The organism is Saccharopolyspora spinosa NRRL 18395 (genome assembly GCF_000194155.1).
GTDB lineage: Bacteria > Actinomycetota > Actinomycetes > Mycobacteriales > Pseudonocardiaceae > Saccharopolyspora > Saccharopolyspora spinosa.
Map to the genome: position 1 here is coordinate 2036014 of NZ_GL877879.1, position 13233 is coordinate 2049246.

General features: G+C 69.1%; 11 protein-coding genes, 2 pseudogenes and 1 riboswitch. Of the genes and pseudogenes, 6 read left to right on the top strand and 7 right to left on the bottom strand.

Annotated features, from left to right (window positions below; genetic code table 11):
• Positions 1-219: 219 nt before the first annotated feature.
• From SSPN_RS46275 to SSPN_RS0128630, 4 genes are all read right to left on the bottom strand, one after another.
• Positions 220-1260 carry a cation diffusion facilitator family transporter gene (locus tag SSPN_RS46275; RefSeq protein ID WP_237710765.1) on the bottom strand — a complete coding sequence of 347 codons (1041 nt, stop codon included), beginning with the start codon at positions 1258-1260 and terminating at the stop codon, positions 220-222.
• A gap of 218 nt (positions 1261-1478) precedes the next feature.
• Positions 1479-2645, bottom strand: coding sequence for a DUF6923 family protein (locus SSPN_RS0128620; RefSeq protein ID WP_029535801.1), 1167 nt, complete (start codon positions 2643-2645; stop codon positions 1479-1481).
• Positions 2645-3412: a bestrophin-like domain gene (locus tag SSPN_RS0128625; RefSeq protein WP_010311795.1), complete on the bottom strand. Its 768-nt coding sequence runs from the start codon at positions 3410-3412 to the stop codon at positions 2645-2647. Before SSPN_RS0128625 ends, SSPN_RS0128620 begins: the two co-directional genes overlap by 1 nt.
• The gene (locus SSPN_RS0128630) at positions 3409-3669 is read right to left on the bottom strand and encodes a helix-turn-helix domain-containing protein (RefSeq protein ID WP_010311796.1); all 261 of its coding nucleotides are present in this window, start codon (positions 3667-3669) and stop codon (positions 3409-3411) included. Before SSPN_RS0128630 ends, SSPN_RS0128625 begins: the two co-directional genes overlap by 4 nt.
• 748 nt (positions 3670-4417) lie before the next feature.
• Here SSPN_RS0128630 and SSPN_RS63015 point away from each other — a divergent pair.
• From SSPN_RS63015 to ispH, 5 genes and pseudogenes are all read left to right on the top strand, one after another.
• A pseudogene (locus SSPN_RS63015) lies at positions 4418-4861 on the top strand (cyclic nucleotide-binding domain-containing protein); the annotation flags it as partial.
• Positions 4838-5965: a Crp/Fnr family transcriptional regulator gene (locus SSPN_RS60485; protein WP_420188317.1), complete on the top strand. Its 1128-nt coding sequence runs from the start codon at positions 4838-4840 to the stop codon at positions 5963-5965. The pseudogene SSPN_RS63015 and the gene SSPN_RS60485, both read left to right, overlap by 24 nt.
• A gap of 154 nt (positions 5966-6119) precedes the next feature.
• Complete coding sequence (locus tag SSPN_RS0128640; RefSeq protein ID WP_010311799.1) at positions 6120-7355, top strand: hypothetical protein; 1236 nt, start codon at positions 6120-6122, stop codon at positions 7353-7355.
• Between the two features lie 48 nt (positions 7356-7403).
• Positions 7404-8447, top strand: a complete 1044-nt coding sequence (locus tag SSPN_RS0128645; RefSeq protein ID WP_010311800.1) for a family 2 encapsulin nanocompartment cargo protein polyprenyl transferase — start codon at positions 7404-7406, stop codon at positions 8445-8447.
• Between the two features lie 101 nt (positions 8448-8548).
• A complete protein-coding gene (gene ispH, locus SSPN_RS0128650) occupies positions 8549-9475 on the top strand; it encodes a 4-hydroxy-3-methylbut-2-enyl diphosphate reductase (protein WP_010311801.1) in 927 nt (308 codons plus the stop codon).
• On the opposite strand, the gene SSPN_RS0128655 is transcribed toward ispH, so the two are convergent.
• A complete protein-coding gene (locus SSPN_RS0128655; RefSeq protein ID WP_010311804.1) occupies positions 9455-9838 on the bottom strand; it encodes a hypothetical protein in 384 nt (127 codons plus the stop codon). The two genes, ispH and SSPN_RS0128655, sit on opposite strands and share 21 nt — an antisense overlap.
• Before the next feature lie 26 nt (positions 9839-9864).
• Here SSPN_RS0128655 and SSPN_RS0128660 point away from each other — a divergent pair, with 26 nt between their 5' ends.
• On the top strand, positions 9865-10044 hold the full coding sequence (locus SSPN_RS0128660; RefSeq protein WP_010311806.1) for a hypothetical protein: 180 nt from the start codon (positions 9865-9867) through the stop codon (positions 10042-10044).
• A 37-nt stretch (positions 10045-10081) separates the two neighbouring features.
• On the opposite strand, the gene SSPN_RS0128665 is transcribed toward SSPN_RS0128660, so the two are convergent.
• Positions 10082-11407 carry a purine-cytosine permease family protein gene (locus tag SSPN_RS0128665; RefSeq protein WP_010311809.1) on the bottom strand — a complete coding sequence of 442 codons (1326 nt, stop codon included), beginning with the start codon at positions 11405-11407 and terminating at the stop codon, positions 10082-10084.
• A riboswitch (TPP riboswitch) is annotated at positions 11398-11511 on the bottom strand. Its footprint overlaps the gene before it by 10 nt.
• A gap of 47 nt (positions 11512-11558) precedes the next feature.
• Positions 11559-13095: pseudogene (locus tag SSPN_RS46285) on the bottom strand (helicase HerA-like domain-containing protein).
• Positions 13096-13233 lie beyond the last annotated feature (138 nt).

A 13233-nucleotide genomic window follows, 5' to 3' on the forward strand; every position in this document is an offset into this window, starting at 1 on the left:
CCCCCCCCCCCCCCCCCCCCCCCCCCCCCCACCCCACCGCCGTGAAGCGAACGGACCATTCACGCCAATAGACGCTACAAACGGGCCGTTCGCTTGCACCCATCACTTGATTTGCGTGGGTAGTTTGAGCGTCTCGGCGCTTCAGAGACGCGCGCGGCCGCACCACAACGCCGCCTGCCGAACAGCCTTGGTGACGGCTCTAGCGACTTGTGGTCCTGTTCAGCGGCGGTGGTGAGCGACCAGGTCGTGGTCGGCGGTTGCCTGCGGGCCCGCCGGGTGGGTGTGGATCATCGCTCCGCCGAGTCGAGGCAGGGCGTGCCACAGCCGGTGTTCGGCGTCGTGCGCGATGCGGTGCGCATCCGCCAGGCTGAGCTCCGGGGCGACGTCCAGTTCGGCCTCGGCGTGCAGCGCGTGACCGATCCAGCGCATCCGCAGCCCGTCGACCCTGCGCACCCCGGGCGCGCTGGTCAACGCCAGTTCCGCACGGCCGACCAATTCGGGGTCCACCGCGTCGAGCACCCGGCCGAGGACTTCCTTCGACGAGCCCCAAAGGACCGCAACGATCGCCGCCGTGATCAGCAGGCCGATCACCGGGTCGGCCCAACGCCAGCCCAGCGCGGCGCCGCCGGCCGAGCCGAGCACCGCGAGGCTGGTGAACCCGTCGGTGCGCGCGTGCAGTCCGTCGGCGACCAGGGCAGCCGAGCCGATCTCCCGGCCGACCCGGATGCGGTAGCGGGCGACCAACTCGTTCCCGGCGAAACCCAGCAGCCCGGCGGCCGCGAGCCAGCCCAGGTGATCGACCTGCTGCGGGTCGATCAGCCGCCGGATCGCCTCCCAGCCCGCCATCGCCGCCGAAGCCGCGACCACCGCGAGAATAACCAGCCCGGCCAGGTCCTCGGACCGGCCGAGCCCGTAGGTGAAGCGGCGGGTCGCCGCGCGCCGGGCCAGCAGGAACGCGATCGCGAGCGGCACCGCGGTCAGCGCGTCGGCGAAGTTGTGCAGCGTGTCGCCGAGCAGTGCGACGGACCCGGTGAATGCCACCAGGTACGCCTGGCCGATGGCAGTGACCAGCAGCGCCGCGAAGGAGATCCACAACGCCCGCATCCCCTTGCGGCTGGCTTCCAACACCCCGTCGACGACCTCGGCGGCGTTGTGGCTGTGCGGCGTCACCGCATGCTTCAGCCGCGCCCACACGCCGCCGCGGCGGTGCGTGTGGCCGTGACCGCGTCCGCGTTGCGGAGTTCGACTTCCGGAAGCCACCGGTCCTCCTCGGGTTCGGTGACCGGAACACCCCGAACGATAGGCCGCTGACCAGGCACGCGACAACGCTGCTACTGAGAGTAAATCGCAACTGGAGGCCATTTGCGAAACCGCTTGAAGTCCGAAGTGGACGAATCGGCCCGACTAGCCTGCGACTGGTTTGGCTCGCCATCGCGACCAGAACCGCTCATGGGTAGGTAACAGCGGAAACGTCGGTCTCAGCGAAGGCGGCGCACTGCGGCGCTGCCGCCGATCAACAGGAGCAACATCGCCAGGGCCCAGCGCCGCTTCTCCTTGGTGTCATGCCCAGCGTGATCAGCGCCAGGTTCCTGCGTCGGCGGAGCGTAGGCGCCGGGCTCCGGAGGCGGTGCGGGGGACGGTCGGGAGGACGTCGGCAGTGTCGATGGCGGAACCCGGCTCGGCGCTGGCGGAGTGAAGCTTTGGCTGGGGAGCGCCGAGGTCGGTTCTGGGGTCGTCGAATGCGAAGTCGTGGTCGGCGAAGTCGTGGTCGATGGGGTCGTGGTCGGCGAAGTCGTGGTCGGCGGCTGGGGCGGCGGAGCGCTGGGCGGTGGGGTCTGGCGCAGGCACCCGGCGGCGTCGGAACTCGTCACCGGTGGCACCACGGCCAGCCTCGTCACCGAACCGTCGCGGCTGACCCGGTACAGCCCGCCGACCTGGTTGGCCGTGACGTAGAGGGCCCGGTCAGGACCGATCACCACTGATCCGTAGCCACTCGGCGGCAACCCCGGCGCATCCGCCAGCTTGCTGACGCGCCCGGTGCCCCGGTCGATTCGCACGACCGCCGGCAGGCCGTGGTAGGTCATCGAAACCCCGTACAGCTCGCCGTCCACCGGATCGACGTCGAAGTCGTCCAGCGCGAACGGCCCGTGCCAAGGCTGGATCTCCGTCATCGATAGCACGCTCAGGTACGTCGCACTCGTCGGATCGATGTCCACTGCGTACAGGAATCCGCCATCCCCGACGTACCAGCGGTTCCCTTTGATCGCACCGGCTTTCGGGGCGGTCAGCGGACGCGCGGCGGCTCGCACCGGGCCCAGGTCATCCGCCAGTCCGGCCCGGTCCAGCGCCACCACGTGGGCGCCGTCGGGGAACCGCCCGAACGGGCCCCGCTCGGCCATGCCGTACACCAGGTCCTGCGAACTGGAATAGCCGAGCGCGTTCATCCGGTACTCCAGCATGCCGAGCCCGGTGCTGTCCGCAGCCGGTAGCAACACTCGGTACAGCGCGGAAACCGAGCCCGGCCCGATGTTGCGGACCTGCAGCACCGTGCATCCCGGTGCCTCTCCCGCGGACACCCCCCGGCCCGCTGGGGCCGCCAGCACCGCCGCAAGGGCCGCTGGCACCGCCACGAAACGCCAACGCATCAACTTCGACCGAGCCGTTCGAGCGCCCACCGGAATGCGTCCGGACCGATCCGCGCTCCGCCGCTGAACGGGTTCTGCAACTGGAAGATCGCGAACAGCAGCAACGCCAACGCACCGGCCAATGTGGACACCAGCACGATGTGCGGGAACAGCCTGGTGCCGCCGAAGAGGTTCGGCAGCAGCACGCACACCACGCTGCCCAGGATCAGCACGAACCACACGACCGCGACCACGCCGCGGTCGAACGCCCTGGTGAGCCGCTCGTGCCGCTCTTGGTAGACCTGGCCGAGCTGGGTGATCGCCTCGGTCTTGCGGCCCTCCTGGAACTCCCCGTCGGCGGGCGCCTCCAGCACCGTCGCCCGCAACTGGTCGAGCTGCGCCCAACCTGGGCCGTCCACCTGGCCGCTCTGCTGCATGACGGGCCATTCCCCGCCGATGACCGTCCGCACATACTGCGCGCTGAGCTCGCGCGCCTCGTCGCCGGTCGCCCCGGGCAGCGATTCCGCCGCCCAGGAAACCGAAACCAGGGCCTGCGCCTCCCGGTAGACGCCTTCACGCGCGTCGGCCACGGTGTCGAACAACGTCACCAGCACGAAGGCCAGCACCACCGCCTGCAGACCGCTGACGATGGTGAACACCTGGCCGGCCGCGTCGTTGTTGCTCGGCCACCCCTCGTCCTGACCGAGCCGGCGCACCAGGTAGCCGATCACCGCGGCGGCTACCGACGCGCTCAACACCCAGATCAGGCCGTTGAGGTAGATGCTCATTCCGCGCCTCCGGCGACGGATTCGCCGCGCACCACGACCTGCCGGGGCTCAGGCACCAGCAGGTCGCCGACGCCGCACCCGAGCACCGCGCAGATGATGTCGAGGTCGTCCAGTTTCAGGCTGGCCGGGGTCTTGGACCACAGACCGGACATCTTCCCGGCGGAGATGACCAGGCCACGCTCGGCGAGCTGCCGCTGCATCTCGGTGGCCTTCCAGATGCCGCGCTGCGCCGCGACCAACCGCAGGTTCCACTTCATGCCGACATCTCCCCCCGAGTCGCTCCGATCGACTGGACCCCACATTCGCACACGCTCCCCCGCCTCCCAAACCCAAGCTGCGGGCGCCGACAACGTCTGGTCGACGCGATTTCAGACGTTCCGAAGAAGAACCGGGCAGAACTCGGTTTCAACGTGGATCGAACAGTACTCCTCGATCACCAGAACTCGGATAACCCGATTCGTGGAATCCGAGATCACACACTTCGTCGCCCACCCGGAGCAATCGCCCCAGGGAATATTCCCGAAATTGCGCATTTGATTGACGTGAACGGAAGCCATTCGGCCGAATACCGGAATTTGATCGCGTCGAAGATCACGCTGCGTTCCGTGCAAGCCGCGATTCAGGTGATCTTGACGATACGACATTCGCGCCGGTCCGGGCCATCACACGCAGCACGTTCGGGTGACTGTACGGCCGAGATCGCTAGTGCTAACGTCGCCGTCGGCAGCAGGAAGGCACGCTGCGGAACCGGCGGCATTCCCGCCTCGGGACATTTCCATTCGGACACCTCGAATTCCCTGAACAATCACTGTTCAAGATTTCCTGGCCGCCCCTTCACGAACAGAGATGATTGGTGGTATTGGCGTGACTGTGACGGATCCGCTCAACACCGGCGACGCCGAAGCGTCGCCGTTGAGCCTGAGTACGGCGGCGGCGCGGAACCTGGCCACGACGACGAAATCCGTCCCGCAGATGCAGGGCATCACATCGCGGTGGCTGCTGCGGATGTTGCCGTGGGTGCAGGCCTCGGGCGGCGCGTACCGGGTCAACCGGCGGCTGAGCTACACCCTCGGCGACGGACGGGTCACCTTCACCAACACCGGCGCCGACATCCGGGTCATCCCGCAAGAACTGCGGGAACTGCCGCTGCTGCGCGGATTCGACGACGATACGGTGCTGGCCGCCCTGGCCGACCGCTTCGGGCAGGGTGGGCTCGAGCCGGGCCAGGTCATCGCCACCGCCGGGCAACCGGCGGACCAGGTCGTGCTCATCGCACACGGCAAGATCAACAAGATCGGCACCGGCGAGTACGGCGACGACACCGTCCTCGGCGTGCTCGCCGACGGCGAGTACTTCGGCGCGCACATCCTCGGCCGCGAAACGACCACCTGGAACCACACCTACAAGGCGGTCACGCCCTGTACCGTGCTTTCCTTGCGGCAGCAATCCTTCCACGACATGAACGGCAGTTCCGAGGCGCTGCGCGAACACATCCGGTCCGCGCTGTCCGGACCGAAGGGCGCGCACAACGTGCACGGCGAGGCGGACATCGAGGTCGCCTCCGGGCACTCCGGCGAACCGACGCTGGCCGGCACCTACGTCGACTACGAACTCGCGCCCCGCGAATACGAACTCAGCGTCGCGCAAACGGTTCTGCGCGTACACAGCCGCGTCGCGGACCTCTACAACCTCATCGCACACGGCAAGATCAACAAGATTGGCACCGGCGAATACGGCGACGACACCGTGCTGAAAGTACTCGCCGACGGCGAGTTCTTCGGCGCACACGCGCTGGCCGCCGATCAGGCGATTTGGAACCACACGTACAAGGCGGTGACACCGTGCATCGCACTGACGCTGAGCACTCGGGCGTTGCAGGAGGTGAACAACCAGTTCGAGCGACTTCGGACGCACATCGCCAACAACCGCGACAACCCGGCGCCGGCCCAGAACAAGCACGGCGAGGCGGCCATCGAGGTCGCGTCCGGGCACTCCGGCGAACCGACGCTGGCCGGCACCTACGTCGACTACGAACTCGCGCCCCGCGAATACGAACTCAGCGTCGCGCAAACGGTTCTGCGCGTACACAGCCGCGTCGCGGACACCGGCCCGCCCACCCCCGACGACCTCGACGAACTGCTGGCGCTCGTGTGGAAGGACCCGGGGTTCTTCCTCGCCCACCCGCGCACGATCGCGGCGTTCGGGCAGGAGTGCAGCAAGCGCGGCATCTACCCGCAGAGCGTCGACCTCGGTGGCCACCAGGTGCCGGCGTGGCGCGGGGTACCGATCCTGCCGTGCAACAAGCTGCACGTCAGCGACACCCGCACCAGCTCCATCCTGCTCGTCCGCACCGGTGAGGAGAACCAGGGCGTCGTCGGCCTGCACCAGACCGGCATCCCGGACGAGTACCGGCCCGGCCTGTCGGTGCGCTTCATGGGCATCAACGACCAAGCCGTCATCTCCTACCTGGTCAGCGCCTACTACTCCGCGGCGATCCTGGTCCCCGACGCGATCGGGGTGCTCGAACACGTCGAACTCGGCCGGGAGAGCTGATCCCGCGTCCGTCCACATCGGAATGCCTTGGGAGTTCAAGGAAAACGCTCCGGAGCGGGTGGCCGCGACCCGCCCGCTCCGGTCCCCGATGCGCATCCGACCGACACCGCCATGAACCCGGCACCAGCTTCGCGCCTCAAGGAGAAAAGACATCGTGACCGTGACAGAGCCGGACCTCGGCGTCGAGGAGCAGAACGCGCAAAGCCTCAGCACGGCGGCAGCGCGGAACCTGGCGACGACGACCAAGTCCCAGCCGCAGATGCAAGGCACCACCTCGCGGTGGTTGCTGCGCATGCTGCCGTGGGTGGACGTGTCGGCGGGAACCTACCGGGTCAATAGGCGGTTGACCTACGCCGTCGGGGACGGGCGGATCACCTTCACCAACACCGGCGCCGACGTGCGGGTCATTCCGCAGGAACTCGGCGAACTGCCGCTGCTGCGCGGATTCGACGACGATTCGGTGCTGGGTGCGCTGGCCGACCGCTTCGAGCAGCGTGAGTTCGAGCCGGGCCAGGTCATCAACGTGCACGGCGAGGCGGACATCGAGGTCGCCTCCGGGCACTCCGGCGAACCGACGCTGGCCGGCACCTACGTCGACTACGAACTCGCGCCCCGCGAATACGAACTCAGCGTCGCGCAAACGGTTCTGCGCGTACACAGCCGCGTCGCGGACCTCTACAACCAGCCGATGAACCAGACCGAGCAGCAGCTGCGGCTGACCATCGAAGCACTGCGCGAACGGCAAGAAATGGAGTTGATCAACAACCGCGACTTCGGCCTGCTGCACAACGCGGACCTCCGCCAGCGGATCCACACCCGCACCGGCCCGCCCACCCCCGACGACCTCGACGAACTGCTCTCCCGCCGCCGCAAGACCCGGTTCTTCCTGGCCCACCCGCAGACCATCGCCGCCTTCGGCCGGGAGTGCAACCGCCGTGGCATCTCCCGCACCGGCCCGCCCACCCCCGACGACCTCGACGAACTGCTCTCCCGCCGCCGCAAGACCCGGTTCTTCCTGGCCCACCCGCAGACCATCGCCGCCTTCGGCCGGGAGTGCAACCGCCGTGGCATCTACCCGCGGCCGACCGAGGTGCAGGGCCGCCAGGTGCACGCCTGGCGGGGCGTGCCGCTCCTGCCCAGCGACAAGATCCCGATCAGCGACCGTGGCACCAGCTCCATCCTGGCGATGCGCACCGGCGAGGACGACCAGGGCGTCGTCGGCCTCCAGCAGACCGGCGTCCCCGACGAGTACCGGCCCGGCCTGTCGGTGCGCTTCATGGGCATCAACGACCAAGCCGTCATCTCCTACCTGGTCAGTACCTACTTCTCGACCGCCGTCCTGGTCCCGGATGCCCTCGGCGTCCTCGAACGCGTCGAGATAGCCCGCTGACAGCGCTTCTTCTTCCCAGCACAGCAAGATCGGTCGAAGGGAAATCGGATGACCACCATTCACCAGGATGCCGACAAGGCGGGTATGGCCTACGAGGCGCTGACGCGCAGCCGCGCGATGGTCGAGCCCGCCCTGCGGGCAGCGGTCGACCGGTTGCCCACCCGCATGCAGCAGATCTCCGGCTACCACCTCGGTTGGCTCGACGAGCGCGGCAATCCGGTCCGCGCCGACCGGGGAAAGGCGTTGCGCCCCACGATGGTGCTGCTCGCCGCCGCCGCCGTCGGCGGAGATCCGGCCGACGCGGTACCCGCAGCCGTCGCGGTGGAGCTGGCGCACAACTTCTCGCTGCTGCACGACGACGTGATGGACGGCGATGTCACCCGGAGGCACCGCCCGACGGCGTGGACCGTGTTCGGCAGCGGTCCCGCCATCCTCACCGGCGATGCCCTGCACTCACTCGCCGCCGACGTGCTGTCCTCGTGCCGGCATCCCGAGGCGGCCACGGCGATGCGGACGCTGAGCACCGCTGTGCTGAACCTGATCAACGGCCAGATCGCGGACCTCGCCTTCGAGGACCGGCGCAACGTGGAACTGTCCGAATGCCAGCGGATGGCCCGGGACAAAACGGGGGCGCTGCTGGGCTGCGCCTGCGCTCTTGGCGCGATGTTCGGCGGTGGCAAGGCCGACCAGATCGCCCGGCTCCGCAGCTTCGGCGAGCGGCTGGGGCTGGCTTTCCAGCACGTCGACGACTTGCTGGGCATCTGGGGAGATCCGGCGGTCACCGGCAAACCGGTGTTCTCCGACCTGCGCACCCGCAAGAAGACCCTGCCGGTGGTTTCCGCGCTGACCTCCGGCACGCAGGCCGGTCGGCGGCTGGCGGCCCTCTACCTCCGCGACCAGCCGCTGTCCGGCAGCGACTTGGCCCAAGCCGCCGAGCTGATCGCGCTGGCCGGTGGGCGCGCCTGGAGCCAGAACCAAGCGGACGACCTGCTCGCATCTGCGCTGAGCGACCTGCACCGCTGCGACCCGGCCGCGCGCGCGGCCGAGGAGCTCAGCGCCCTCGCCCACCTGATGACCCGCCGCGACCACTGACGACGCCGACCACCGACCCCGGCCGCCGCCCGGATCCCGGAACATCGCCTCCGGGCGACGGCCGGGGTTCGGCAACAGCCGACCGAGTTTGGAGTGCAGTCATGCCGAGTCAACAGCGCACGGTGCTGCTCGCCGCACCGCGCTCGTTCTGCGCCGGGGTCGACCGCGCCATCGAGATCGTGGAGCAGACGCTCGCGCTCCGCGGCGGCCCGATCTACGTGCGCAAGCAGATCGTGCACAACACGCACGTGGTGGCCGATCTGGAAAGCCGGGGCGCGGTGTTCGTCGACGAGCTCGACGCGGTGCCCGACGGCGCCACCGTGGTCTTCTCGGCGCACGGGGTTTCCCCTGCCGTGCGGGAGGAAGCGGGGCGCCGGGGCTTGGCGGTCATCGACGCGACCTGCCCGCTGGTGGCGAAGGTGCACGCCGAGGCTCGGCGGTTCGCAGGGCGCGGCGACACCTTGGTGCTCATCGGCCACAGTGGACACGAGGAGGTGGAGGGGACGCTCGGCGAGGCGCCCGACCAGACGGTGCTGGTGGAATCCGTCGAGGACGTCGGCGAGATCGAGGTGCCGGACCCGAAGCAGGTGTCCTACCTGACGCAGACCACCCTCGCCGTGGACGAGACGGCTGACATCGTCGCCGCGCTGCGGCGCCGCTTCCCGGCCGTCCGCGGGCCGTCCTCGAAGGACATCTGCTACGCCAGCACCAATCGGCAGGACGCGCTGTCGGCGATCGCCGGCGAATGCGACCTGGTGCTGGTGATCGGCTCGGCGAACTCGTCGAACTCGAAGCGCCTCGTGGAGCTGGCCCGCCGCCAGGGCACCGCAGCCCACCTGATCGACGACGTCACCGACATCCAACCCGCATGGCTCACCGGCGCCGAAACCATCGGCCTCACTGCGGGAGCCTCGGCTCCGCCGGGCCTGGTCGAGGACGTCATCGACCACCTCGAACCGGCCACGGTCATCGAGCACGAGACGACCCGCGAGGAGATCCACTTCGGCCTACCAGCCACGCTCCGCTGAGCGGATTGCCCGGAGGATCGCCAGGCGAACTCGTCGATGCAGGTCGGGCGGGTAGCGGTTGCCCTCCTCAGTGTTCGTGCCGACGACGAGGGCGACCGCTGCACCAGCACGCGCGGCCACGGCTTCGGCGAGCTGGCGGTCCAGCACCAAGCTGAACGCGCTGAGCCCGAGCAGCGTGTCGAACCGGGTGCCGGTCCTCAGGTCCAGGCCGTCGAGCTTTGGCACGACGTCGACCAGCTGCTCGTCCGGCACCCGGGCGAAGTCCGTGACAATAGGCTCGATGCCGAGCGCGCCCGCCGCCGCATGCGCGACTCGCGCCGCCTGCTCCTCGTAAAACGCGCCCAGTCCGCTGCCGCTTTGCACGATGGTGGGGTGGAAAGCCCCGCCGCGTGGGCACGCTCGCGGTCGCGCGGCAGATCCTCGCGCCCGCCCGCTCGCCGGAGCAGTCCGTGGTCGTCGTCACCACCGCGGAAAATTCCAGCTCGGAGAACACGATCAAGCTGCTCGGCCGGTCAGCGCGTGCCGCCCAGCACGCGGACCCGCTGGGAGACGGACCAGCAGTTGGTTGAGGGGCACCCACGACCTCCGCTACGGATGCCGCTGCGCTCAGCTCCCCTCGGGGCGGCGGAAGGCTCCGATGATCGCAGCCGCGAGGGCCGCCACGACGAACGAGGTGAGGGCAGCGCTCATCCACGTCGGTACCGTGAAGCCGAGCGCGTCCCGCACACCCGTCCACAGCTGGCTCCACCAGCCGAGCTCGCCCGGGTTGATCAGCTGGAACGCCGAGAAGCCGAGCAGCCAGGCCAGCAGCATGCCCCAGCGGGATGGGGCCTGCGCGGACAGGTCCCAGTCGCGGCGGCGGGCGTGCACGAAGTAGTCCACCGCCAGCACCCCGAACATCGGCACGAACACCGAGCCGATCAGCAGCAGGAAGTTCGAGAACTGGGCGATGTCCAAGGTCAGCGCGAACAGCGTGATCACCGCGCCGATGACCAGGCACAACACCCGGCGGTCCGCGCTGGGCCGCAGGTTCTGGATGGAGACCGCGGTCGAGTAGGTGTTGGCGAAGGACTGGTCGACCTCGCGCAGCACCAGGATCCCGAAGAAGATCACCCCGAGCGGCACCGCCAGCAGCGGGTCGAACGCCTTGTCGGCATCGCCGGCGACCAGCGCCAATCCGAGCAGCCCCAGCAGGTAGCAGGCGATCTGGGTAACCGAGTAGCCCACCGTCGCGGCGGTGAACGCGCCGGTCGCCGACTTCGAATGCCGCGAGTAGTCCGAGGCGACCGGGATCCAGGACACCGCGACCGCCAGCGCGGCGTCCGCGCCCGGCCAGAACCCCTGCCAGGAACCGGCGTTCATGTCCGGCAGCGGGTGGCTAACCAGCAGCTGGACGAAGAAGTACACCATCGCGATCGCCACCGCGATGCTGACGTAGCGCCGCAGCAGGCGGAGCGCGCCGAGCGGGCGCAGCGTGAGCGCGGTGGTCAGCGCCCCGGCCAGCACCACGTACAACCAGCGCGGGCCGCCCCCGAACAGCGCCTCCGCGCCCTGCGCGATCACCAGCAACTCGAAGGTGCCCCAGCCGACCAACTGCAGGGCGTTCAGCACGGTCGGCAGGTACGACAGCCTGGTGCCGAAAAGGCCGCGCAGCAACATCATCGCGGGCGCCCCGGTGCGCGCCCCGGGGATCGCCGAAATGCCGACCATGATGCTGCCGATCACGGTGCCCACCACGCACGCGGTGACGGCGGCCGTGAAGGACAGCTGCGGCACTCCGCTCGGCGCGAGCACGGCCAGCGCCCCGCTGAACCCGAGCAGGCTCACCCCCAGGTTGCCCCAGAACGCGCCCTGGTCGAGCACGCGCAGCGTCTTGGGCGCCGGTTCGTCCAGGGTGTGCGGAACTTCGGCACGATCGACATCAAGCGCCATCAACAGCTCCCTACGCCGGCATTATCCGGACAGGTTCTGCGGTCGGTGGCGCGTGCGGTGCCACCCTCTCAGCCCGGTGCGCCCGAGCTCCCGCGTGGATAAGTCGGAGGGACCATACCCCGATAAGGTGACCTATGTCAGGTGGGCCCGATCACCTGCGGCGGTTGCCGAACAATCCCCTGGTGATCTCCCGGCCGAGCGCGCTCGCCGCAGATCGGAAGAACGACCGCACCGCGGGGTTGTCCAAAGAACGACCGCACCGCGGGGTTGTCCATCGTTTTCTCGAACAACCCCGGCTCCTCCCGACGCTCCGGCGCCTCCGGCGCTTCGGGCGGCCCCGGCGCGGCGAACTTCTTCGCCAGCAGTTCGTAGGCGGATTCCCGATCGACGGCCTGCTCGTACTTTCCGTGCAAATCGGACGACGCTGCGGCGGCCCGTACCTCGCCCTCGCCGATCGCGCCCATCAGCGAGCGGGGCGCCCGCAGCCTGGTCCACGCGACGGGCGTCGGCGCGCCGACCTCCGAGAGCACCGTCACGATCGCCTCGCCGATGCCCAGCGACGTCAGCGCCTTTTCCAGCTCGTAGTGCTCGGTCGTCGGATAGGTCTTCACGGTGCGCGCCAAGGCTTTCTGGTCTTCCGGGGTGAACGCGCGGATGGCGTGCTGGACGCGGGCGCCCAGCTGCGAGAGCACCGCGTTGGGCACGTCGGTGGGCAGCTGCGTGCAGAAGAACACGCCCACCGCCTTGGACCGGATCAGCTTGACGGTCTGCTCGATGCGTTCCAGGAATGCCTTGGACGCGTCGTTGAACAGCAGGTGCGCCTCGTCGAAGAAGAACACCAACTTCGGCCGGTCCAGATCGCCCGCCTCCGGCAGTTCCTCGAACAGCTCGGCCAGCAGCCACATCAGGAAGGTGGCGAACAGCACCGGGTTGGCCTGCACGTCGTCGAGTTCCAGCAGGTTCACCACGCCCTTGCCGTCGACCTGCCGGAGCAGGTCGGCGACGTCGAGTTCGGGTTCACCGAAGAACTCGTCCCCGCCCTGGGCCTCCAAATTGGACAGTGCACGCAGGATCACGCCCGCGCTGGCGGGCGAAACACCGCCGATGCCCTTGAGGTCGGCCTTCCCCTCGTCACTGGTCAGATACTGGATGACCGAGCGCAGGTCCTTGGCGTCCAGCAGCGCCAGACCACGCTGATCGGCCCAGTGGAAGATCAGTCCCAGCGTCGATTCCTGCGTCGCGTTCAGGCCCAGCACCTTCGACAGCAGCAGCGGTCCGAAGCTGGTGATGGTCGCGCGGATCGGCACGCCGCGGCCACCGTTGCCCAGCGACAGGAACTGCACGGGGAATGCCGCAGGCTGCCAGTCATCGCTGAGCTCGGCGCTGCGGGAGGTCACCTTTTCGCCGCCAGCGCCCGGCCGGGCCAGCCCAGACAGGTCGCCCTTGACGTCGGCAAGCAGCACCGGGACACCCGCGTCGGACAGCTGTTCGGCGAGCAGCTGCAGCGTCTTCGTCTTGCCGGTGCCGGTCGCGCCCGCAACCAGGCCGTGCCGGTTCATCGTCGCCAGGGGGATCCGCACGGCGGCAGCTGCGTCGACCGAGCCGTCGACGACCACCGCGCCGAGCTCAACCGCATCCCCATCGGTCGCGTAGCCCGAAGCGATCTCCCGTGCCGCGTTGTCCGCCACCGTGCTCTCCGCTCCTCGCCGGTTCCCGACTGCTCGACGGTAGGCCGCCGCACCCGCGCCGGCGAATCGCCACCCGGACGAGCGATGCCTAGGCGGGTCCGGCTGCCGCTCCCATTGACCTCGACCTTGGTCGAACTC